Source organism: Bacillus sp. EKM206B (assembly GCF_011066015.1).
GTDB classification, from domain to species: Bacteria; Bacillota; Bacilli; order Bacillales; family Bacillaceae; genus Bacillus; species Bacillus velezensis.
Genome location: NZ_JAAMNL010000001.1, coordinates 557,699 through 579,144, shown reverse-complemented (window position 1 = coordinate 579,144; position 21,446 = coordinate 557,699). Strand labels below are relative to the sequence as shown.

Below are 21,446 nucleotides of genomic sequence, written 5' to 3'. Positions count from 1 at the left end.
CCCCGCCACCGACGACCAGCATCTAAGGCGGCGAAAAACGCCGCCCACAGCAGAGCCGAGTGCCTCCGTTGATAAAGGTAAGGAGACATCACCTGCACCGCTCAATATGAGTAGTGCTCCGTTTTTTTGATTTTCTTTTTATTCAGCAGCGCCCCCAAAAGCTTTGCCTTTGACTGCTGGAGCGCGTCTCTCGCCTTTTGGACGGTATCCATTTTCGTTTTTCCGCTCAAGACGACGAGAACGCTTCCATCTGTCTGGTTCGCTAAAATCTGTCCGTCCGCCACAGCCAAAAGCGGAGGTGAATCGAAAATAACCAGACTGTACCGGCTGTACATCTCCTGAATCAGCTCTCCCATCGCCTTTGAAGATAAAAGCTCAGCCGGATTCGGCGGCGTCGGCCCGCTCGTTAAGACGTAAAGGTTATCAATCAGCGTTTTTTGCACCGTTTCGCCGAGGGAAGCGTTTCCGACTAACACATTCGTAAGGCCTTGTACATTTTCAAGCTGATAGGTCTCGTGTATCGTCGGTTTTCGTAAATCCGCATCGACGAGCAGCACCTTTTTTTCCTGCTGCGCAAATACCGCGGCAAGGTTGGCGGCGCTGAATGATTTTCCTTCTCCCGGAACGGAAGAAGTGACGAGAATAGAGCGCAAATGGGTCTGAACAGAGGAGAACTCAATATTTGTCCGAATGGTGCGGTATTGTTCAGCCACCAATGATTTGTGATGTAAAACGGATATTTGAGCCAGTCCCCTTCTTGATTTCTTTTTTCTGAATCCCAAACGCCTCACTCCCCGAAATGTTTTTCATCAGACCGTGTCTGCTGATTTTTGATGTCATACACAACCCCTAAAACAGGCAAGTCTGTTTTTTCGCTGAGCTGCCGCTCGCTTTTAACGGTTTCATCAAGAAAATGGAGAAAAAACGCAAGCGTCACACCCGCCATGAGAGCCGCACCGAACGCCATCATGATATTTCGGATGCGCGAAGGCTTGACCATCGGGCTTTCCGATGCTTTTGCCTCAGACAAAACAATGACGCCTTTTATATTCATCCTGTCACGGACTTCTTTTTTAAATGTCTTCATCAGCGTGTTCGCTATAGCGGCGGCCTGTTTCGGATTCTCGTCCTGCACCGCTACGGTGATGATCTCTGAATCGGTTTCGCTGCTTGTCGTGATCTTTGCTTTTAAAGCGGATGCCGTCTCAGAAAGATGCAGCGTCTGCTTCACTTTCTCAAGCACAACCGGGCTTTTCATTATCGTTTGAAACGTATTGTTGTAATGAAGATTCAGCTGAACGTCGCTGAGATTAGAATTTTTTTCACCGCTTGTTTCATGAATGAGCACTTGGGTTGATGCCTGATAAACGGGCGAAATCACCCGGAATTGGATGTATCCCGTCACCAGCGTTACAACTGCTGTCATGATAAAAATCAGTAAAAATCTGTGTTTAATAATGTCAAATAATTCTTTAAAACTCATATTCTCATTCATGTAATTACAGCCTCATCCTTATTGCATCAGGCTTAAACGCCCCCTTCTGTTAATGATTGGATTATAAAAGAAAAGGTCGAAATTTGAAAATTTCAAATTAAGCCATTTAGTTCTTTTTAAAGAACATTATCATGATTTTCCTCTTATTTACTGCACTTACCTTATAATTTTAAATTTTATAAAGAACGAAAAATTTCTTATAATGAACAAAAAAAATGCCAGTATACAGGGGAGAATTCAGCACAATGATTGGAAGAATAATTCGTTTATACCGCAGAAGAAAAGGCTACTCTATTAATCAGCTAGCAGTTGAAGCAGGTGTCTCTAAATCTTATTTAAGCAAGATAGAACGGGGGGTTCACTCAAATCCGTCCATCCAATTTCTGAAAAAAGTATCCGCCACCCTGCAGGTCGATCTGACGGAGCTTTTTGATGCCGAAACGATGCTGCATCACATGGGAGGCACGGAAGATGAGTGGCGCATCCACCTTGTGCAGGCCGTGCAGTCAGGCATGCCGAAAGAAGAACTGTTCACCTTTACGAACAAATTGACTGAAAAACGCCCGGAGCCCGCACCCTACCGCAACAGAAAACTGACTGAATCCAACATTGAGGAATGGAAAGCGCTGATGCAGGAAGCCAAAGAACTCGGCTTGTCCGTTCAGGAAGTCAGATCATTTTTAGAACGGAAGCGTTACTAATGATATGCTGATGAAAAGGCTTTTATTCGCTTCATGTCTTCATCTCTGTTTATAATGAAAAGAAAAAAGGGGATGAAATCATGACAAAACTTACCGTTCAAACCCGCTCCGGCGCACTGAAAGGAACTGCCGGCCGCGGTGCCCGCACATGGAAGGGCATACCGTACGCGAAGCCGCCCGTCGGAGAGCTGAGATTTAAAGCGCCGGAGCCGCCCGCACCTTGGGACGGCGTAAAACATGCCGATTCGTTCGGACCGGTTTGTCCGCAGCCGGATGATATGCTGTCTATATCGTTTTCCGGAGATGTACCGCCTCAATCTGAAGATTGCCTTTACCTCAATGTTTTCGCCCCTGATTCAAAGGGCGAAAAAAAGCCTGTCATGGTATGGATACACGGCGGGGCATTTTATTTAGGTGCCGGAAGCGAACCGCTTTACGACGGATCTGCCCTTGCCGCTGACGGAGATGTCATTGTAGTGACACTCAATTACAGGCTCGGACCGTTCGGCTTTTTACATTTGTCTTCTATTCATGACGCGTATTCCGCCAATATCGGGCTGCTCGATCAGATCGCCGCCCTGCGCTGGGTGAGGGACAATATCTCCGAATTTGGAGGAGACCCGGATAACGTCACGATATTTGGTGAATCGGCAGGCGGCATGAGCATCGCTGCGCTTATGGCAATGCCTGACGCAAAAGGCCTGTTTCATAAAGCCATTTTAGAAAGCGGAGCCTCTCATACGATCCCGGCGGACATGGCAAAAGACATCGCGGCGGCATTTATTCATGAAGCCGGCACTGATCAATTGCAGGAGCTTTCCGTTAATGACCTGCTTAAGACTGCGGATAAAGTGCGGCGCTCACTAGATCAAAACATTTTTCAGCTTTTGTTTCAGCCCGCCATCGATTCGGCCACATTGCCTGCGGTACCGGTGAAAGCCATAGCAGACGGGGCCGCAGAAGGCATACCTATGATCATCGGAACCAATCGTGATGAAGCATATTTGTTTTTCACCCCTGATACAGACATTCATTCCGAGAAAAAGCAGCAAGATTATTTGCATTATCACCTCGGAGAGAACTGCACCGAGCAAGCAGCAGATTTATATCCGCATTCATTAAAGGGACAAATCGATATGATGACGGATCTGATTTTCTGGCGGCCGGCTGTCGCTTTCGCACAAGGACAGTCGCAGCACGCACCGGTCTGGATGTACCGCTTTGATTGGCATGGCGAAACACCGCCGTTTCATAAAGCCGTTCACGCTCTGGAATTGCCGTTTGTGTTCGGAAACTTTGATTCTTTGAGAAAGACGCTGCAAGAACCGCTCGGTGATAACGCAGAACAGCTTTCCAAACAAATCCAATCCGCATGGCTCGCTTTTGCAAAAACCGGAAACCCGAACACCTCTCACTTCAATTGGCCTGAATATGATACCGATTCACGCGAAACTTTGCTTTTCAACACGGATACCGCTGTCGAAAGTGATCCCGATTCAGCAAAACGCCGCATCCTGTTTCAAGCATAAAAAACGTCAAGGGAGCCGGCTCCCTTGGCGTTTCGTTTTCATCTTACTTCAGACATCGCAGAAAATCCATTTCCGCATTACCCTGATATGTTATATTCTAACCCAATACGTTAACCAAACATTCATAAAGGAGTTTTTATATGGAGAAATCAAGTATTATCGGCACAGCTGCCGTTATAATCGGGGCGCTTATGACCTTAGTTTCATTTATCTTCCTGCGCGACACTGATTTCTATGCCGTGAGGTGGATAGGGGTTGTTATCATGGTTGCAGGGTTTTCATGCGGGCCGGCCCACACCATTTCAAAACATAAAAACAAACATGAAAAAGAAACCCGGTAACCTTTACTGGGTTTCTTTCATACACTTCATTTTATCTCACTTCATAATGCAACTCCGCAAATTGCTTATAGCGCCTGACATCAGTCAGCTTCAGCCCTGTCTCCCGGTCTCCGGGTTTGAACAAAGAAATTCCGCGGCCGAGCAGAACGGGGGCGATCTGAATGATAAACTCATCGACAAGTTTTTCCTCCAAAACCGGGTGCAGCAGCTCACTCCCGCCGACAATCCAAATCCGCTTGCCTTCTTGGCGTTTCAATGCTTTTATAAAATCGGCAGGCTCTTCATGAATAAACCGCACATGTTCAGTGCCCCCGGTCAATGTCCGCGAAAACACATAGCATTCTTTACCTTTGTACGGAAATTCCTCAGGCAATAAAACCAATATGTCCTCGTATGTTTTTCTGCCCATGATGATCGTATCGACAGATTCATAGAAACCTTCATAATCGGTGCCGTCTTCACCTTCAGTTCCGATTAACCAATCTAAAGAGTGATTTTCCCGCGCAAGATAGCCATCTGCGCTGACAGCTCCGTAAAAAACGAGCTTTCTTTGACCGCTCATAAAAATCCCTCCCCCTTTTTTATTATACCTTGAACATGCGGATGAAATGAAAAATGATAGAATCGGGTAAAAACCCCCGCTACCGGGTTTTCGTTTCTTCCTGTTTTGGAGATGCTGTTAATATGCCGTCTATCCATCTTCCGGTAATCGGCATAAAGAAATGGAGAATGACCCCTCCTAAACAAACGGTTAATAACGTTCCGATGCCTACCGGACCTTTTAGCATCACGGCCAGTATGAAAAATATGAAGTAAATGACCGTTCTTGAAAAAAAGATGCTTCTCCCGGTTAATTCGCGGACAATTAACGTTAACCGATCAACCGGGATCGGTGCGAAATTTGTGTGCAGGTAGGTTGCGGTTCCTATCCCTATCACAACTAAACCGATTGCAAAACAGCCCGCCTTTCCGTACCATAGTTCAGGCGTTATGACTCGATGCAGAAAAAAAAGCCACATATCAATCCCGATTCCCGTTATAAACGCCGTAATCATCCCTGAAAATTCCGGCCTTTGCCTTTTTAACATTGAATTACAGCAAATTAACAGGAAAGCGATGATGATTTCCCAGCTTCCCACGGTAAGCCCTGCATGGACGGATAATCCCACAATAAGCGCATCAAAAGGCGACGTTCCAAGATCTGATTGAATCGTGACAGAAATACCAAAGGTCAAGATCATGATTCCTAAAACATAAAAAACATATTTCACTTTATCGTCCTCATTTTCTTATTTTATGTTGCAAATACAACAAAAATACGATATGTTTACTATACGGTATTTTCATTGCAAATACAACAAAAAAATCAGCTGATATGATAAATGAAGAAAGGAGCTGTATGACCATGAGTATTCAATTAAAAAAGTGCAGCCTTAACGATATAACAGAGCTCCGGGAGATAAGCATTGAAACATTCAATGATACATTTAAGGATCAAAATTCACCAGAAAATATGAAAGCTTATTTGGAAAATGCATTCCGCTCTGAACAGCTGAAAAAGGAATTATCCAATCTGTCTTCTCAATTCTATTTTGTTTATTATCATGATGACCTTGCGGGGTATATAAAAGTCAACATGAACGAAGCACAATCAGAAAAAATGGGTGAAGATTCTCTTGAGATTGAGAGAATTTATATAAGAAAAAACCACCAGAAACACGGACTCGGCAAATATCTGCTGAATGAAGCTGTGAAAATCGCAACAGCACACAATAAAAAGAAAATCTGGCTGGGCGTATGGGAAAAAAACGAAAATGCAATCGCCTTTTATCAAAAAATGGGGTTTGTCCAAACCGGAGAACACTCTTTTTATATGGGGGATGATAAACAAGTCGACTTTATCATGACCAAAACCCTGTCGTAAAAGGATACAAAAAAACCCGGCCAAGCTGCCGGGTTTTTTCTCTTATTTTAATTTTCCCGCACGGATATCATCGGTCATTCCTTCGTACGGCGCTTCTGAAATCAGTGCTTCGTTATTGATTCCCGCATTGTTGAGATAGGTAATATCCGCAAACTCGGGAACGACATATTTCGGGTATGTTTCATATTTCTCACGTGACTCTTTCATCACGTCAATGTAATCATTTTGGTAGCACACCGTGATTTCCGGATGCTCATGCACCCATTTCGGGAAGAAAATAATTCCGTGCATCCGTTTTTCATTCGGCATAAAGTTTAAGGAAACGTCTGTGCCTGTCGGTTCAGTCCATGACACTTTGTATACGCCTTCTGTCAGCTTGACGATATTCACTTCCTGGTCGCGCACCCAGCGGCCGCCTACCATTCCGCTATGAATCCGATAGTCGATCGTATGATCATTTTTAATATAGATTTCATACTCCCAGCCGTTTTCATACGTGTAAATCATATGGCTTCCGATAAAGTTTTCCATGTTGACTCACTCTCCATATTATTATTGAACTTCATAAATATCTAACCGAATGTCATCCGGCAATCTGACCGCAGCCCCGATAAACAGCCGGTCCTGCAGATGCTGATATGCCTCACTGCTTGTTTCAAACACAGGCACAGTGCGGAAATACACGTGCTCGGGATCAATGATGCGCCCCTCTGCAGCCTGTTGGCGGAACGGTTCACTGACTTGGCGGATGCCGTTGTTCTCTACATAGATGACTTCATGCTCCTCCGTCTCCAGCGCATATCTGGCAGAAAGATCAACCCGGCCGTTCGGACGGATGATCTGGGCATCTGCCCCGCCCGGAAGAACACGTCCCTTTACGGCGCCGCTGACCGTTCCGCCCCGTATCGGAATCAACTGCCTTTTCCCTAATCCAGTCTGCCCCGCAACGATCGGTTCATCCACTTCAATCTGCAGAGACATCACTTTTTTTAAAGAAGGTTCCTTCAAGACGTATCACCTCCCGAGTTATTATGTTTACTTGAACATGTAACTATTTACACGTTTAATTGTAACGCTGTTAAAATGGACTGTCAAATAATGAGCTGTTTCCGGTTATGTTTTACAGTGTTCAATAAAAAAGACAAGGGCGGCACATGCCGAAACCCTTGTCTTTTTTATTATGCTCATATACAAAAAATGCCAGACGAGCGTCTTCTTAGTAATCGCAATCTTTATCTCTGCATTCTTTCTTTCTTACAGCGTCTATTGAGTGCCCCATGATCTTGTCATTTGCCTTATCGTAAGTACCATCGAATTTATTCGATGTATCACCGTTGTAATAGCCAAATACCTCTATCCCGCCCATTGGATCTATTTCGTATTTATCTTTAAATGTAACGTTATGTATTCCTTCATAATTCGCTTTGGTAAATTTCTCCATTCGTTCTTGAGCAATCTTTATCTCTTCAGCCTGAACATTTTTATCATTCATACTCTTCATTATAAAGCCTCCGGCTGCTATAAAAATAACCATGAAGATAATAATGTTTTTTTCACAGAATCATCCTTTCCATGAGTTATGATGAAGCTCGCGGACTGGAAAAAAATGACCGGTGACATCCGGTGCATTAATTCATACAAAAACAGACGCCATTTAGGCGACTTAAAGTTTTTCTTCAATGTTCACAGCGGATCATACAAACCGGCAAACAAGAGAACTTCTTTATTTTGCGTCTTTTAGTATTCACATTCTTTTTCCTGACATTCGGGTTTCTCTTCCGCATCGACTGACGAAACTCCTATTTCATCATTCGTTTTGTCATAAAGTCCGAAAAATTCTTTTTCCTTATTACCATTCAAGTACCCCTTCACGGAAATACCACCCATAGGATTTATTTTATAATCGTTAATGTATGTAATTTGCTTTATATTTTTGTAATTAGCTTTTATATAGCTTTCCATTTTATTTTTCGCTTGGATAAAAAGTTCTTGTTCTGCTTCTTTTTTATCATGTTGGTACTTCATGTAGATACTTCCTGACGCTATAGTTATTACAAATATCAGGACAACCATGTATTTCTTCACAGACTCATCCTTTCTTAGATTAAATTTACATCAACCTCAGAGTGTTGTACATGTCTAAAAAAACATCAATGTATCAAATATCAGTGATCGAGATTACTTTTATATAAGCGTTAGTTAGACTAGCCTGAAGGGTGTGTGAATTTCTAAAAAAGTTTATAGTCAGATCTAGATTTAATGAAGTTATGAAGGAGAAGGGAATTCAAAGCCAAAAGGATTTGGCTGATTTAGTTGGTTCTACTGAGGTTACGATAAGCAGATTTAAAACAAATACAAGATATGATATCACAACACTATTCATTATTAACAGAGGATTAAATGTACCTATGGAAAATTTGTTTTATGTCGAGGAGATTAGAGGAAGAGCAATACAACAAAATTAGCCCAGCTCGATTGAGCAGGCTAATTTATCTTGTACAAAGTTTATCTTTACATTCTTCTTTTGGTTCGGCATCAACCGTATATGACAATATTTCTTTATTGCCTGGGTCATATAGACCTTCAAACTCTTTTTTTCCGTTAGTATAACCCTTAACACTAATACCGCCCATTGGGTTAATATAGTAACCCTTAGAAAAATGGATATCTTTCACATTTTTATAGTTCGTTGTTAAAAACTTTTCCATATGATTCTGGGCTTCTTCGAATAACGCAATCTCTTTTTCCTTTTGATCATACTGATGCTTCATAAAAAGTCCCCCAACTGCTATAATTATTAAAATAAGGATAATTATGTAGTTTTTCTTTTTCATTTGGAAATCAACCCTTTCCTGTCTCATTTTACAAAAATAAGGAGGCGTTGTATATGAATTACAAGATTAAAGTTCCAAAAATTACAGATAAAACTTATTATACGCTAAGTCAGGAATCTTACAACCGCGAAAGATTAGCTGATAAAATGAAAACGGGGAAACCGATACAAACAGACCAAAAAACTTATTGGTACGTTGAAAAAATAAAAACGGACGAAGATACCGGATTAGACGCGGTTGTACTATCACAAGGGGAAAAAACACAAGATGGTAACTGGACAAAATCAAAAAACCCCGAAAACGTGGTCGTCGCCTTTGCGGGAACCGATATCGCAAAAGACCCGATCAATGACGGCGTAAAAGCGGACGGCGGGAATATTGTTTTCGGAAATGATCCGAAAAAAGAAGTACATTATATTGTAAAAAAAGACGCAAAGGATACCTCGAAAACGCTCGGAGCCTATCACGGAACGCCCTCTCAAGACGCCATGCTCACAACCGGAAAGTATAAGCTGATGACGAAAACTTCGCAAATCGATCAAGCCGATCAGCTAGTACGCAGCGTAAAGAAAAAGTATGCCGGAACGTCAACGATTATTTCAACAACCGGCCATTCACTTGGCGGCGCTGAGGCGGAATACAGCGCGGTGAATAATGATGTGTATGCCGTCGCGTTTAACAGTCCTTCCGTCGTGAAACTGCACGATGAGGAAACACAGAAAGACATCAACAGCGGCATTTACGATCCTTACATCCGGTCAATTATCAATCCGGACGACATGGTCGGGGCAGGTTATTGGAACGAATATGACCGCCACAACGGGACAACAATTTATACGAAAAACCCCTCGCTCTCACAGTTCAGCCGGAAGCAGCGGCTTGGCGGGAACTTGAGCGAGCAGATCAGCAAGAATCTCGCTTATTTCTTCACTACCGTCATTCTGAGAAATCCGGATACACACGGCTTAAACGAAGCAAATTTCGTGTTCGACAGAAACGGAACTATCGCAAATCCGAACGGAGATGAATTAGTCTTTGACAAAAACCTCGGCGCTCTTCTGCCGGCCGGTGCGATCGGAAGCGCAGATACAATAAAAGTAACGCCGACAAACGCAAAGAAGCTGGCTGAAAAGGTGCAGGCCATGGCTGAGGATTTGCGGACGATGAAAAAAGAAGCGCAGAACGCCTATCAGGAGCACGATGAAAAAATCGCCGAGCTGAAAACGGAATTCTACGGTCAAGTCGGACACGGCTTGTATGACCAGCTTCAAGCACAGGACGTGACCAATACCATTGAAGATATTGCGCTATCTTACGAGAAAGGCCCGATTTTTTATGACACTCAGGCTGAGCAGGCGTTTATTGATTCTTTGCAGGCGGCGATCACAGACCTGGAAGAGATCGGCGGATTCTTACATAAAATAGCAGACGAATTTCAGGAAAAAGACCAGATGCTCGCAAACTGGTTAAGATGATAGAGGTGTATACATAATGCCGACATTAGACGAACTTTTAGAACACAAGGACGATCCAATGAAGAAAAGGCTGCAGCGGCAAATGCTGAAAACCGTCATGACGCAGGCAACGGGAACAAAACTGGAAACAGTGCGCCAAACGCTGAAGCCGACATTCGAAATGGACACATTGAAAGATGAATTATATGAAGTGTATTCAGCACTATTGAACAGCTTCGAAGGCAAGGCGCAAAAAGCTCTCGCACAGCGGATCAGTGAAAGTGCGCGGCTGATTGCCGGCACAGAAAATAACAGGGACACATTCATTAACAGTTTCAAAACAAGATAAAATAAAAAAACCTCGCAGATTTATCATCTGCGAGGTTTTTCCTATCGTCTTAACTGAGACGCGCTCGGAGGGATTCGAACCCCCGACAGACGTGGTACCGGAAACCACCGCTCTATCCAACTGAGCTACGAGCGCACGTTTTTTCAATCAGATACCTTTATATTATAATAAAGAAACGCGCAGAAAGCAACTCTTTTTTGATAATGCACAACAGGATTATGCAGCGTCCTCATGCAGCATAATCCTGCATCGTTTACCGGCATTGATTTTCACAAAAAACTCATTTCAGGCGGACTGCCCCCGGCTCAGTACATTTTCAATCACTGCAGAAAAAGCGGTAATCACCCGTTTCAGCTTTTTTTCCAAATATCTTTTAACGTCCAATAGGTGAATTCCTCAACCTTTACGGCGCCTTTCTCAGAAAACAGCTCAATCCCCAATCTGCCTTCATTCGGATAGATACGGCTTGTCATCGTTGTTTCTCCATGATTGGCGAATACTTCAATCGAGGATCTGTCAATAAAGATACGCAGCGCCAGCTTGCCGTTTGTATCCGTCTGCACCCTTCTCACACCGTCTTTCGCTTTCCCCATCTTGGTGCAATCAAGTGTCAGCTTTTTATCCGTTAGATTGTATGTCAGCACAAGTTCTTCTTCATCAAGGCCGCGAATCTTAAAACCTGCCGTTTCGGCATCGGAATCGTTCACATCAAACACGGCCCGGACTTCAAGCAGGTCTTCGGACGTCTTTGCCAAGTAACTCCCTGAAACCGATCGTCCGGCACATTCCCGATACTCCATTTTCCGCAGCTGCTTGGTTTCTTCCACGGGATTCATCAAAAGTTTATGATCATCACGCAAAGTCAGTTCTCGCGGCAAAGTCAGTGCACCGCACCATCCGTCCGCTTTTGTCGGCATCTCAGATTCCCACATATCCATCCACCCGATAGCAATTCTGCGTCCTTTATCATCTAATAATGTTTGCACGGCGTAAAAGTCATGGCCGTGATCCAATTCTTTAAAAGCGCCGTGTGTAAATTTGTTTGTTCCATCATGATAGTCACCGATTAAATAACCGGTTTGATGTAAATTTTGATAGGAATCACCGTCCGCCTCGATCCCCTGGGGCGAAATCAGCAGGACATGCTTGCCGCCTAATTCAAAGAAATCAGGACATTCCCACATATAGCCGAGATTACCGTCACTTTGGGCGAGAACTCCCGCGTATTCCCAATCACGCAAATCAGGTGAACGGTATAAAACGACCCGTCCGACGTTTTCTTTTGAAGAGTTGCCGATGACCATATACCAAACATCGCGATGCTTCCAAACTTTCGGATCACGGAAATGACAGGCGCTGTCTTCCGGCGGTTCCGCAATAACAGGGTTTTCCTGAAGCTTTTCAAACACGATTCCATCTTGGCTGACAGCGATATTTTGAGTTTGATAGAATAGGTCTTTCTCTTGATCAATTATATTATGTCCTGTATAGATGAGGGCTAATCTTCCATGATCATCGACCGCGCTTCCCGAAAAACAGCCGCTTTGGTCGAATTCATCCCCCGGAGCTAAGGCAACCGGCAGGTGCTCCCAATGAATGAGATCTTTACTTTTTACATGTCCCCAATGCATCGGCCCCCAATGCTCATCATACGGATGATGCTGAAAAAAGACGTGGTATTCTCCTTTAAATTGAATAAGACCGTTCGGATCATTGATCCAATTCGCCCGGGGCATAATATGGTACCCCAATCGATATCTTTGTTTCACTTTACCCTCGGCTTCCTTCAAAGCTTCTTCCGCCTGCTGAATTCTATCCATTTGTAACATCCTCTCTATCCGATTTTTTGCAGACGCTGGACACGCCTGCTGTTTTGTTTCGGGCCCAATAAAGTAAATATGGAGATGAAGGTAAAACCGAAGACGACGATTCCCATGATGAGATAGGTTTGACGGAACCCCGCACTGTCATATAATCCTCCCGCAAGCGGCGACAGAATCGACGCGCCTGCCTGAGATGCGAATTGAAAACCGACGAGATAAAGGACGGACGACAGACGCGTATCAAAATTGGCAGCCAAATATTTAAAAACGGCGATCAGCATAATCGGCAATTCCAGTGCGTGGATGAGTTTCATTGATGAAATGCCTACAGGCTCAACTGCAATTCCGGACCCGACGATACGGAAAGCCATTAAAAACCCCGCTAAAATCAAACTGTTTTTCGCCCCGAACTTATTGACGATAAAAGGCGCAAGAAACATCATGCCGGCCTCCAAAAACACCTGGAATGAATTAAGATAGCCGAATACTTGGTTACCCATCGACACTGAAGGAAACAAAGACGCATAGTAGATCGGGAACTGCTGATCATATACACCGTAAATGCAAGTCACCCCGATAATGTACATCATAAAAAACCAGAAATCTCTTAGTAAAAAGAGCCGCCCCACATCTTTTAACCGGACCGAATCCGCTCTGTTTTTCTCATGATCGGTCATTTCTATTTTCACAGACATGATAATGGCCGTTAATATGACGGCGGAAACAGACGCGATCCAGAAGTTGATATTGGGATTGATATTGAAAAGCTGCCCTGCAAAAAATGCAGCCGCCGCCCAGCCCAGCGAGCCCCACATTCTCGATTTTCCATACTCGAAATCATATTTACGGCTGACCTTTTCAATGTACGTTTCAATCGCGCCTATCCCCGCCAAAAAAGCGGCTCCCAAATATAAGCCTCCGACAACGGCGCCAAGAAAGACGTTGTATTGTAAAAGCGGCCCATAGACGAAGATATAAAACGGACCCGTGAATATGAGAAGACAGCTGATCATAAACAATATCTTTTTCTTCAGCCCCAATTTGTCAGAGATAAAACCGTAAAGAGGCTGCATGCAGAGAGCAAATACGGCGTTTACAGAAAAGATAATGCCTGTCGCTGATCCGTTTAAATTGATTTCCTGCCCTAACCAAATCGCAAATAAAGAATAGCTGGAAGACCAAGTAAAAAAGAAAAAGAAGAAATAAGCACTCAGTTTCCAATACAGACTTTTTGAGCTTTTCATTTGCACCGCTCCTTTAATAGGACCTTTTAATAGCCGTTTTAGAGCCGCATACTTCCTTCTTCATTTTCATCACATACATGCGATCTCTGAGTAAGCGCTTACTTTACACTGTTGCTCGATTCTTTCACTTTATTGCCGCCAGCCATCTCTCCATACCCGTCACTTCCCTTCACTCTGCGAATAAAGCGCTTTCAAAAAGAATTGTATGTCAACCGGTTCCATATGTCAATCGGTTGACATATAATTTTCTGATTATTTTAATCAAACAAAACGCACCCTCTTTATATGAAAACAGAAACATGGAATGTCCTTGCACATGTCAGCCTGATTCTCTAAAATAAGTGCGTGACGGAAATTGTAAGCCATTTCAGTAAGCAGGAGGGCACGGGAATGAAGCCTAGCATTCATGATGTTGCGAAAATAGCGGGAGTTTCATCTACAACCGTTTCGCGGGTATTAAATAACCGCGGCTATATCAGCGAAAAAACAAAAGAAAAAGTGTACAAGGCGATGGAAGAAATCAATTACTTTCCAAACGATCTGGCCCGCTCTTTATTCCGAAAACGAACCAATTTAATAGGGCTTATCATCCCAAACTCCAGCAATCCGTTTTTCGGCGAACTCGCCTTTCATATTGAAAGCATTTGTACGTCCATGGGCTACAAACTGCTGCTTTGCAACAGTTTACATCGAAAGGATAAGGAAGAAAAATATTTGGAGATGCTCATAAGAAACCAAGTGGACGGCGTGATCGCCGTGACTTACAACCGGGGAATTCTCAATTATCACAAGCAAAATCTGCCGATTGTCGCCATTGATCATTACTTATCGGACACGATTCCCGTCGTCGGCTCAGACAACTATGACGGCGGAAAAAAGGCGGCAGAACTGCTGATTGAAAAAGGGTGCCGGCACATCGTCCATATCAACGGCCCGATTGAACTCGAAACACCGGCAAACCTCAGAAGAAAAGCATACGAAGACGTCATGCATGAACACGGACGGAAGCCTATTACATATGAAGTACCCTTTTATCAGCATTACCATGACATTATTTCAACATTATTCGATGAACAGCCTGACACCGACGGAATTTTTGCCAGCGATGATATCATGGCGGCTGCAGTGATGACCGAGGCCAAAAAACGGGGAATAGACATCCCGAATCAATTAAAAGTGATCGGTTATGACGGCACTGAAACCGTTCAATCGGTTCTGCCGGACTTAACGACCATCCAGCAGCCGATTGAATTGATTTCCAAAACAGCCATCAAGATTTTAGCAAAAGAAATTGAAGGCGAATTTGATGATTTGCCGCTGGAAACATATTTGCCGGTACGGCTTTTGGAAGGGCGGACAACGTAGTCAGACCCTTCAGCCGTACGTAGCGACGCGATTGCGGTCTATTTTGAGCGCTCCCGCCATATCATTTTCTCAAGCGCCGGCGCTGATCATCCTCATTTCCACTTTGCTGTTTGAACTTTTTGTTTTATGGGAAAAATGGTGTTAGAAGAAAAGGTTGGCATTTTGGTCAGCGTTTTGTTTGACCTTTATTGACCAAAAATGTATCATGTAAATACATACTTACCTAAAAGGTGAAGGAGGAGCATTATGAATTTAATACCTACAGTCATTGAACAAACGAACCGCGGAGAAAGAGCTTATGACATTTACTCCCGTCTTTTGAAGGACCGTATTATCATGCTTGGATCTGCGATTGATGACAACGTTGCGAACTCCATCGTGTCACAGCTTTTATTCCTTGAAGCGGAAGACCCTGAAAAAGATATTTCCATTTATATTAACAGCCCTGGCGGATCAATCACTGCCGGTATGGCAATCTATGATACAATGCAGTTCATTAAACCGAAAGTATCCACGATCTGCATCGGTATGGCCGCTTCTATGGGAGCATTTTTACTTGCAGCCGGAGAAAAAGGCAAACGTTACGCGCTTCCTAACAGTGAAGTTATGATTCACCAGCCGCTTGGCGGAGCGCAAGGACAGGCGACAGAAATTGAAATCGCGGCAAAACGCATTCTCTTGCTTCGCGACAAATTAAACAAAGTGCTTGCTGAACGTACCGGCCAGCCGCTTGAAGTCATTGAGCGCGATACAGACCGCGACAACTTCAAATCAGCTGATGAAGCCTTAGAATACGGCTTAATCGATAAAGTGCTGACACGCAATACAGAAGACCAGAAGTAATGCCCAAAAAACCTGCAAGAGATGATGTCTCTTGCAGGTTTTTTTCACTCTCTGATGCTTTTTAAAACCTTTCCCCTATACTGCTTCCATTCTTCCTTCAACAGCTCAAACGACAATTCACCGGTTTGCCTCACAACCAGATCAGCACCAAGCATCGACTGTTCACGCCCGACACCGACCGCGAACATCCCGGCAGATTTGATTGCAGATATTCCTGCTTCAGCATCTTCTATTGCCGCGCATTCAGCCGTGGAAACACCGAGCAGCGCTGCAGCTGTTAAAAAGATTTCGGGATCAGGCTTCCCCTTCGCAAGAGCCGCCGGGTCAACAATGGCTTGAAAATCATCGATAATCGCCAAACGTTTTAAGATCGCGCGGGCATTGCGGCTTGAAGATGCTAACCCGATTTTTATATTTTCATTTTTTAATTCACAAAGAAGCCTGCCGATTCCCGGCAAGAGATCTTCCCGCGTCAATCTGCTGATCAACGTTTGATAATATTGGTTTTTTTGATGCAGCAGTTCTTGTTTCTCCGCATGTGTAAACCTTTTTTCCGCTCCGCCAAAAATAAGGATCCTTTCAAGTGACGCTTCCCGGCTGATTCCTTTCAGGCTTTCATTCACACTTCTGTCTAGGGGAATATCGATTTGTTCCGCCGTATATTTCCAAGCGAGAAAATGATATTCCGCAGTATCTGTTATCACACCGTCTAAATCAAAAATAACCGCTTTCATATGCTGATGCCCATCACAGCTTCATAAGGTGCGAGGCACATGCCCGTCAAGTCCGCCGGTTCCTGCGGATAGTTCGAAATCAGGATTTTCCAACGCTCATGGATCAGTTCCGGAGGCGCTTCGAACTGGGCCTTGTCTTCCGACAAATTCACAACGACGAGAAGCTTTTTCCCCTGATATTTACGGATATAACAATAGATTCGCGGATCATCTTCCAGCAGCAGCTGATAATCTCCGTATACCATGATCTTATATTGCTTTCGTAATTGAATGAGCTTCTGATAGTAATAGAAAATTGAATCTTGATCTTCCAAGGTTTCTTTCACATTGATTTCTTGATAGCGGGAATTGAGCGCTAACCAAGGGTCTCCGGCTGTGAATCCGGCATGTTTTCCTGCATCCCATTGCATCGGCGTCCTCGCGTGATCCCGCCCTTTCTTCGCCGCGGCTTTCCGGAAGTCTTCCTTCGTCATCGTCTTGTTTTCGATGACTAGTTCGCGGTATGCGTTTTTGATCTCGAGATCGTCATACATCTCCAGCGGCATATCACTGTTGACCATGCCGATTTCTTCTCCCTGGTAAATAAACGGTGTGCCTTTCATCCCGTGGAGAACCGTTGCGAATGCTTTCGCACATTGTTTTCGCAGCTCACCGTCATTGCCCCAGCGGGAAATCACTCTCGGCTGATCATGATTCTCAAAATACAAGGTATTCCAGCCGCTATTCATCAACCCGGTCTGCCACCTTGTCATCGTTTGTTTTAAAGCAATCACATCAAACGGCTTGATCTGCCATTTCCCATTTGGCGAGTTTTGTTCTGTATCGATATCCATATGTTCAAATGTAAAGATCATATTCAGCTCTTGCCTGCCTGCATCCGTATATTTTTTCGCCTCTTCAATATCAGAACCGTTTGCCTCTCCGACCGTCATGCAATCATAATGAGAAAGCACTTCCCTATTCATCTCTTGAATAAATTCATGCAGGCGGGGGCCGTTAGAATGATAACGGCCGACGATATAGAGGCGGCTGTCATCTGTTTCATAGTCCGGAAAATCGGTATATTTGGAAATGGAACCGATCACATCCATCCGCCAGCCGTCAACGCCTTTATCCATCCAGAACTTCATCAGATCATACACTTCCCGGCGAACGGCTTCATTTTCCCAATTTAAATCAGGCTGTTTTTTCGAAAAGTAGTGCAAATAATACTGTCCTGTCCCTTCATCGAACGTCCACGCCGAGCCTGAAAAGATCGATCCCCAATTATTCGGCTCAGAACCGTCCGGTTTCGGGTCTTTCCAAAAATAATAATCCCGGTAAGGATTGTCCTTCGACTTGCGGCTTTCGGCAAACCAGGCATGTTCATCCGACGTGTGGTTCACGACCAGATCCATGATGATTTTCATTCCGCGCTGATGCACTTCATCAATTAACTGAAACATATCTTCATTTGTTCCGAATTTTTCGTACATGTTTCTGTAGTCACTGATGTCATAGCCGTTGTCATCCTGCGGAGAATCAAACACGGGCGACAGCCAGATCACATCCGCGCCAAGCCTTTTGATATAATCAAGCTTTTTGATAATGCCTTGTAAATCCCCAAATCCATCTCCATTGGAATCATAAAAACTGCGCGGGTAAATTTGATACACGACAGCTTCTTTCCACCATTCACTCATCAGGCATTCTCCTTTCACATCGTTCATTCAGAACCATCGGCTCTCCATAAACTGTGATGGACACCGGTTCCCCTTTGATAAGCTCGAAAATGGCGCGCCTTTCTTCGACCGTCACCTTGATCAAGCGGTTTCGATAATTGATATGGAACGAGTAACCGTCCCATTCATTCGGCAAAAATGGGGTGAATGAGAGCGTTCCTTTTAAAGTACGCATGCCGGCAAACCCTTGGACGATCGCCAGCCAGCTTCCCGTCATTGAAGTAATGTGAAGGCCTTCCTCCGTATCACGATTGTAATTGTCGAGATCAAGCCTTGCTGTACGCTTATATAATTCAAGCGCCTTCTTTTCCATCCTCAATTCGGCAGCGAGCACCGCGTGAATGGAGGGCGATAAGCTTGATTCATGAACCGTCATCGGTTCATAAAATTCATAGTTGCGGCGTTTTTCGTCTATAGAGAAACGGTCAGGAAATAAATAAATGCCTTGCAGCACATCGGCTTGTTTAATAAAGCTGGAGCGGAGGATTTTGTCCCATGACCAATTTTGATAAAGAGGCCGTTCAGCTGGATCTAATTCGTCAACTGATTGCAGGTCTTTGTCCAAAAATGTGTCATGCTGAACGAAAATTTGCAGTTCTTCACTATACGGATAGTACATGTGCTGGATGATTTCTCTCCAGACTTTCAATTCTTCTTCCTGCACATCCAGAAGGCGGCGTTTCTCCACTGAGATACTTTCGAGACTTTGTAGAGTATAATCCAACGTCCAAGCCGCAATGACATTCGTATACCAATTGTTGTTAACGTTGTTTTCGTATTCATTCGGCCCTGTGACGCCATGGATCATATACTTATTTTTTCGTTTCGAGAAGTGAACACGGCCGGCCCAAAACCTGCTGACTGCCACAAGAACGTCTATCCCGTATTCTTCCATATAGGCGCGATCCCCTGTATATTGGACATAATTGCAGATCGCATAGCAAATCGCGCCGTTGCGGTGAATTTCTTCAAACGTAATCTCCCACTCATTGTGGCATTCATCTCCGGTAAACGTCACCATCGGATAAAGCGCCCCCTTCATCCCCAGCTTGGCGGCGTTCCGTTTGGCAGCCTCCAAATGATGATAGCGGTACAAAAGCAGGTTTTTCGTGACTTCCGGCTCGGCTGTCGCCAAATACATCGGAACGGCATACGCCTCGGTATCCCAATAGGCGGCACCGCCGTATTTTTCGCCTGTAAATCCTTTCGGTCCGATGTTCAAACGGGCATCTGCCCCGTAGTATGTCGAGAATAACTGAAAGATATTGTAGCGGATGCCTTGCTGAAGTTCCTCATCACCCTTTATCTCTATATCCGCTTTTGCCCATCTTTCCTTCCACTTGGCAATATGCTGCTGTCTCGCTTCTTCATAACCTTGCATAAGAATAGCCGCCATAAGCTCCTCCCCTTTCGAAGTAAGCTCTGCTTCTTGAACATCGCGTGAAGTCGTGACAACAATAAACTTTTTCAATGAAGCTTTGTTTTGGTAGCTGAAGCGATTTTCAGCATACATGCCGGAAGTTTGAAAGCTTTGACTGACATATTCTTCTGTCAAATTTCCCATTAAGGCGGAGACGGTGAAACGCGGCGTTCCGAACGGATTGTCGAGCGTTTTTGCCGTTATGTGCCCGCGGCGGTAATCCGCTCCTGATTCTTTTTCCTGCCAAAACCGCTCTTGATAGTTTGAATCTTCGTTTACAACATTGCCATCAAGATAAGGGACAAGCGTAATAACGGCGTCCCCTGTCAGACACTCCGCTTCATAATGAATCGCACATAGCTCTTTTGCGGCCAGGCTGAGAAATCGTTCTGATTTGATTCGCACGGTTTTATCCTGAATACGGACATCAGCGCTCCTCCTCAGAATTCCTTCTTTCATGTGAAGCTCTAACTCAAATGATTCGAGTCGGTTTTGATAGAGATCGACTTTTTCACCGTCAACATACACATCTATACCAATAAAATTCATCGCATTGATTACTTTTCCGAAATAGTCCGGATACCCGTTTTTCCACCAGCCTACCCGCGTTTTGTCAGGGAACCAAACGCCCGCAATATATGTGCCTTGATGGCTGCCGCCTGAATAGCCCTCTTCGAAATTCCCCCTGATGCCCATATAGCCGTTGGCAAGAGAAGTCAGGCTTTCCTGCAGCCGTATATACTCTTTTTGAAATGTATTGGTTTTGATTTTCCATTCATCAATCTCAAACAACCGCTGATTTATCATGTCTTCCTCCCGAATGAACATTTTCATTATGACGGCGGGTTTTGGCCATATATCTGAATAAAAAAGCAATCATCAACGTGACGCCGCATGTATGAACCATTAATACAGTAATCAAATCAAAGCGGATCAGCCCGATAGCAGCTGCCGCAAATGCAGGCAGAGCCGATGCGCATATCGCTGCAGAAGCTGCTTCCTTACATGACGCGATATCGATCATTTTTGATAATTTTGCCATCCAGATGCCTCCCGCAAGCACAGCTGTAAAAAATAGCTGGATCAAAAAAATCACTGCGCACCCCAGCATCATGATCATCGGCTTATACTGCGCCAGCCACAATTGACCGATAACAGCCTCCGTCTCATATACGCCCGAGTCCGTAAGCCTGGCGTCCGCTTTCCCATAGCGAACTGAAAACCCCATTCCGTTTTGGTCGGTAATAATCAGCCGGTCAGGCTGGAATATGACCGCGTTATCATATCCTTTTACACGCAAACGCCCATTTTCACCGTTTGGTTTCCATTCATGCGCCATATCGACTGCCAGCAGATGTTTGCCCTCTTCAATTTGACCAAAATGCTGTCCGCCTGTCAGTTTTCCGTTCCTGATTTGAATACCGTTTAATTGTTCGGCAAAACGATCATTCACTGCAGAAAGCGCCGCAGGCATAACCAATTTGAGGCTGAAGCGGTCCATTTTCAAAAACGACATCGTAAACGGCGCCATAAGGCAGGACGTCAAAAACATAAAGAGAAAGGAGAGCTGAAGCCAGCTGAATGTTTTCCCGTAACGGCAAATACCTGACGGAGACACCGACGCTTTAAGACTGCGGATCATAAAGCTTTCATTTTGCACATTCTTCAT

The 21,446-nt window shown here is 44.3% G+C and carries 24 protein-coding genes and 1 tRNA gene; 9 read left to right on the top strand and 16 right to left on the bottom strand.

What is annotated here, in order from left to right; genetic code table 11:
- Positions 1-101 precede the first annotated feature (101 nt).
- The gene (gene epsB / locus G9F50_RS02905; RefSeq protein WP_007407393.1) at positions 102-782 is read right to left on the bottom strand and encodes a protein tyrosine kinase EpsB; all 681 of its coding nucleotides are present in this window, start codon (positions 780-782) and stop codon (positions 102-104) included.
- A 5-nt stretch (positions 783-787) separates the two neighbouring features.
- Complete coding sequence (locus G9F50_RS02900; protein ID WP_033575178.1) at positions 788-1,495, bottom strand: YveK family protein; 708 nt, start codon at positions 1,493-1,495, stop codon at positions 788-790.
- A gap of 245 nt (positions 1,496-1,740) precedes the next feature.
- On the opposite strand from G9F50_RS02900, the gene slrR reads away from it, so the two are divergent.
- The 3 genes from slrR to G9F50_RS02885 all read left to right on the top strand — a co-directional run bounded on the left by slrR (position 1,741) and on the right by G9F50_RS02885 (position 4,066).
- Positions 1,741-2,196 carry an HTH-type transcriptional regulator SlrR gene (slrR, locus tag G9F50_RS02895; RefSeq protein ID WP_003151541.1) on the top strand — a complete coding sequence of 152 codons (456 nt, stop codon included), beginning with the start codon at positions 1,741-1,743 and terminating at the stop codon, positions 2,194-2,196.
- Between the two features lie 80 nt (positions 2,197-2,276).
- Positions 2,277-3,725 carry a carboxylesterase/lipase family protein gene (locus tag G9F50_RS02890; RefSeq protein ID WP_060562532.1) on the top strand — a complete coding sequence of 483 codons (1,449 nt, stop codon included), beginning with the start codon at positions 2,277-2,279 and terminating at the stop codon, positions 3,723-3,725.
- Between the two features lie 140 nt (positions 3,726-3,865).
- Positions 3,866-4,066, top strand: coding sequence for a hypothetical protein (locus G9F50_RS02885; protein WP_014418938.1), 201 nt, complete (start codon positions 3,866-3,868; stop codon positions 4,064-4,066).
- Positions 4,067-4,097: 31 nt separating this feature from the next.
- Here G9F50_RS02885 and G9F50_RS02880 read toward each other — a convergent pair whose 3' ends face one another.
- Both G9F50_RS02880 and G9F50_RS02875 read right to left on the bottom strand, forming a co-directional pair.
- The gene (locus G9F50_RS02880) at positions 4,098-4,628 is read right to left on the bottom strand and encodes a dihydrofolate reductase family protein (protein ID WP_060562531.1); all 531 of its coding nucleotides are present in this window, start codon (positions 4,626-4,628) and stop codon (positions 4,098-4,100) included.
- A gap of 79 nt (positions 4,629-4,707) precedes the next feature.
- A complete protein-coding gene (locus tag G9F50_RS02875) occupies positions 4,708-5,337 on the bottom strand; it encodes a YczE/YyaS/YitT family protein (protein ID WP_060562530.1) in 630 nt (209 codons plus the stop codon).
- 134 nt (positions 5,338-5,471) lie between these two features.
- On the opposite strand from G9F50_RS02875, the gene paiA reads away from it, so the two are divergent.
- Positions 5,472-5,990: a spermidine/spermine N(1)-acetyltransferase gene (gene paiA, locus G9F50_RS02870; RefSeq protein WP_060562529.1), complete on the top strand. Its 519-nt coding sequence runs from the start codon at positions 5,472-5,474 to the stop codon at positions 5,988-5,990.
- A gap of 42 nt (positions 5,991-6,032) precedes the next feature.
- Here paiA and G9F50_RS02865 read toward each other — a convergent pair whose 3' ends face one another.
- From G9F50_RS02865 to G9F50_RS02850, 4 genes are all read right to left on the bottom strand, one after another.
- On the bottom strand, positions 6,033-6,521 hold the full coding sequence (locus tag G9F50_RS02865) for a phenolic acid decarboxylase (protein WP_007407400.1): 489 nt from the start codon (positions 6,519-6,521) through the stop codon (positions 6,033-6,035).
- A gap of 21 nt (positions 6,522-6,542) precedes the next feature.
- Positions 6,543-6,998 carry a DUF3237 domain-containing protein gene (locus G9F50_RS02860; protein ID WP_014418941.1) on the bottom strand — a complete coding sequence of 152 codons (456 nt, stop codon included), beginning with the start codon at positions 6,996-6,998 and terminating at the stop codon, positions 6,543-6,545.
- A gap of 208 nt (positions 6,999-7,206) precedes the next feature.
- The gene (locus G9F50_RS02855) at positions 7,207-7,491 is read right to left on the bottom strand and encodes a DUF1433 domain-containing protein (protein ID WP_050569577.1); all 285 of its coding nucleotides are present in this window, start codon (positions 7,489-7,491) and stop codon (positions 7,207-7,209) included.
- A gap of 236 nt (positions 7,492-7,727) precedes the next feature.
- Positions 7,728-8,015, bottom strand: coding sequence for a DUF1433 domain-containing protein (locus G9F50_RS02850; protein WP_029973541.1), 288 nt, complete (start codon positions 8,013-8,015; stop codon positions 7,728-7,730).
- A 242-nt stretch (positions 8,016-8,257) separates the two neighbouring features.
- On the opposite strand from G9F50_RS02850, the gene G9F50_RS02845 reads away from it, so the two are divergent.
- Complete coding sequence (locus G9F50_RS02845; protein WP_029325821.1) at positions 8,258-8,455, top strand: helix-turn-helix transcriptional regulator; 198 nt, start codon at positions 8,258-8,260, stop codon at positions 8,453-8,455.
- Positions 8,456-8,479: 24 nt separating this feature from the next.
- Here the strand turns inward: G9F50_RS02845 and G9F50_RS02840 are convergent, their stop codons facing one another.
- The gene (locus G9F50_RS02840; RefSeq protein WP_060562528.1) at positions 8,480-8,824 is read right to left on the bottom strand and encodes a DUF1433 domain-containing protein; all 345 of its coding nucleotides are present in this window, start codon (positions 8,822-8,824) and stop codon (positions 8,480-8,482) included.
- A gap of 53 nt (positions 8,825-8,877) precedes the next feature.
- On the opposite strand from G9F50_RS02840, the gene G9F50_RS02835 reads away from it, so the two are divergent.
- Together G9F50_RS02835 and G9F50_RS02830 are read left to right on the top strand one after the other, a co-directional pair.
- Positions 8,878-10,299: a lipase gene (locus tag G9F50_RS02835; RefSeq protein ID WP_060562527.1), complete on the top strand. Its 1,422-nt coding sequence runs from the start codon at positions 8,878-8,880 to the stop codon at positions 10,297-10,299.
- Between the two features lie 16 nt (positions 10,300-10,315).
- Positions 10,316-10,627 carry a hypothetical protein gene (locus tag G9F50_RS02830; protein WP_060562526.1) on the top strand — a complete coding sequence of 104 codons (312 nt, stop codon included), beginning with the start codon at positions 10,316-10,318 and terminating at the stop codon, positions 10,625-10,627.
- Positions 10,628-10,686: 59 nt separating this feature from the next.
- On the opposite strand, the gene G9F50_RS02825 is transcribed toward G9F50_RS02830, so the two are convergent.
- From G9F50_RS02825 to G9F50_RS02815, 3 genes are all read right to left on the bottom strand, one after another.
- A tRNA-Arg gene (locus G9F50_RS02825) sits at positions 10,687-10,762 on the bottom strand.
- Positions 10,763-10,977: 215 nt separating this feature from the next.
- Positions 10,978-12,447, bottom strand: coding sequence for a glycoside hydrolase family 32 protein (locus G9F50_RS02820; RefSeq protein WP_060562525.1), 1,470 nt, complete (start codon positions 12,445-12,447; stop codon positions 10,978-10,980).
- Positions 12,448-12,461: 14 nt separating this feature from the next.
- Positions 12,462-13,694, bottom strand: coding sequence for an MFS transporter (locus G9F50_RS02815; RefSeq protein WP_060562524.1), 1,233 nt, complete (start codon positions 13,692-13,694; stop codon positions 12,462-12,464).
- 390 nt (positions 13,695-14,084) lie between these two features.
- Here G9F50_RS02815 and G9F50_RS02810 point away from each other — a divergent pair, with 390 nt between their 5' ends.
- Positions 14,085-15,059: a LacI family DNA-binding transcriptional regulator gene (locus tag G9F50_RS02810; protein ID WP_060562523.1), complete on the top strand. Its 975-nt coding sequence runs from the start codon at positions 14,085-14,087 to the stop codon at positions 15,057-15,059.
- Between the two features lie 246 nt (positions 15,060-15,305).
- Positions 15,306-15,902, top strand: coding sequence for an ATP-dependent Clp endopeptidase proteolytic subunit ClpP (gene clpP, locus G9F50_RS02805; RefSeq protein ID WP_003151513.1), 597 nt, complete (start codon positions 15,306-15,308; stop codon positions 15,900-15,902).
- 44 nt (positions 15,903-15,946) lie between these two features.
- On the opposite strand, the gene pgmB is transcribed toward clpP, so the two are convergent.
- Genes pgmB through G9F50_RS02785 form a run of 4 tightly spaced genes read right to left on the bottom strand, consistent with a single transcriptional unit; the run spans position 15,947 to position 21,446 of the window.
- Positions 15,947-16,636: a beta-phosphoglucomutase gene (gene pgmB, locus G9F50_RS02800; RefSeq protein WP_060562522.1), complete on the bottom strand. Its 690-nt coding sequence runs from the start codon at positions 16,634-16,636 to the stop codon at positions 15,947-15,949.
- Positions 16,633-18,318 carry a glycoside hydrolase family 13 protein gene (locus G9F50_RS02795; protein ID WP_060562521.1) on the bottom strand — a complete coding sequence of 562 codons (1,686 nt, stop codon included), beginning with the start codon at positions 18,316-18,318 and terminating at the stop codon, positions 16,633-16,635. The genes pgmB and G9F50_RS02795 overlap by 4 nt, the downstream gene beginning before the upstream one ends.
- Positions 18,311-20,584 carry a glycoside hydrolase family 65 protein gene (locus G9F50_RS02790; RefSeq protein ID WP_060562520.1) on the bottom strand — a complete coding sequence of 758 codons (2,274 nt, stop codon included), beginning with the start codon at positions 20,582-20,584 and terminating at the stop codon, positions 18,311-18,313. Before G9F50_RS02790 ends, G9F50_RS02795 begins: the two co-directional genes overlap by 8 nt.
- Positions 20,562-21,446 carry a DUF1189 family protein gene (locus G9F50_RS02785; protein ID WP_060562519.1) on the bottom strand — a complete coding sequence of 295 codons (885 nt, stop codon included), beginning with the start codon at positions 21,444-21,446 and terminating at the stop codon, positions 20,562-20,564. The genes G9F50_RS02790 and G9F50_RS02785 overlap by 23 nt, the downstream gene beginning before the upstream one ends.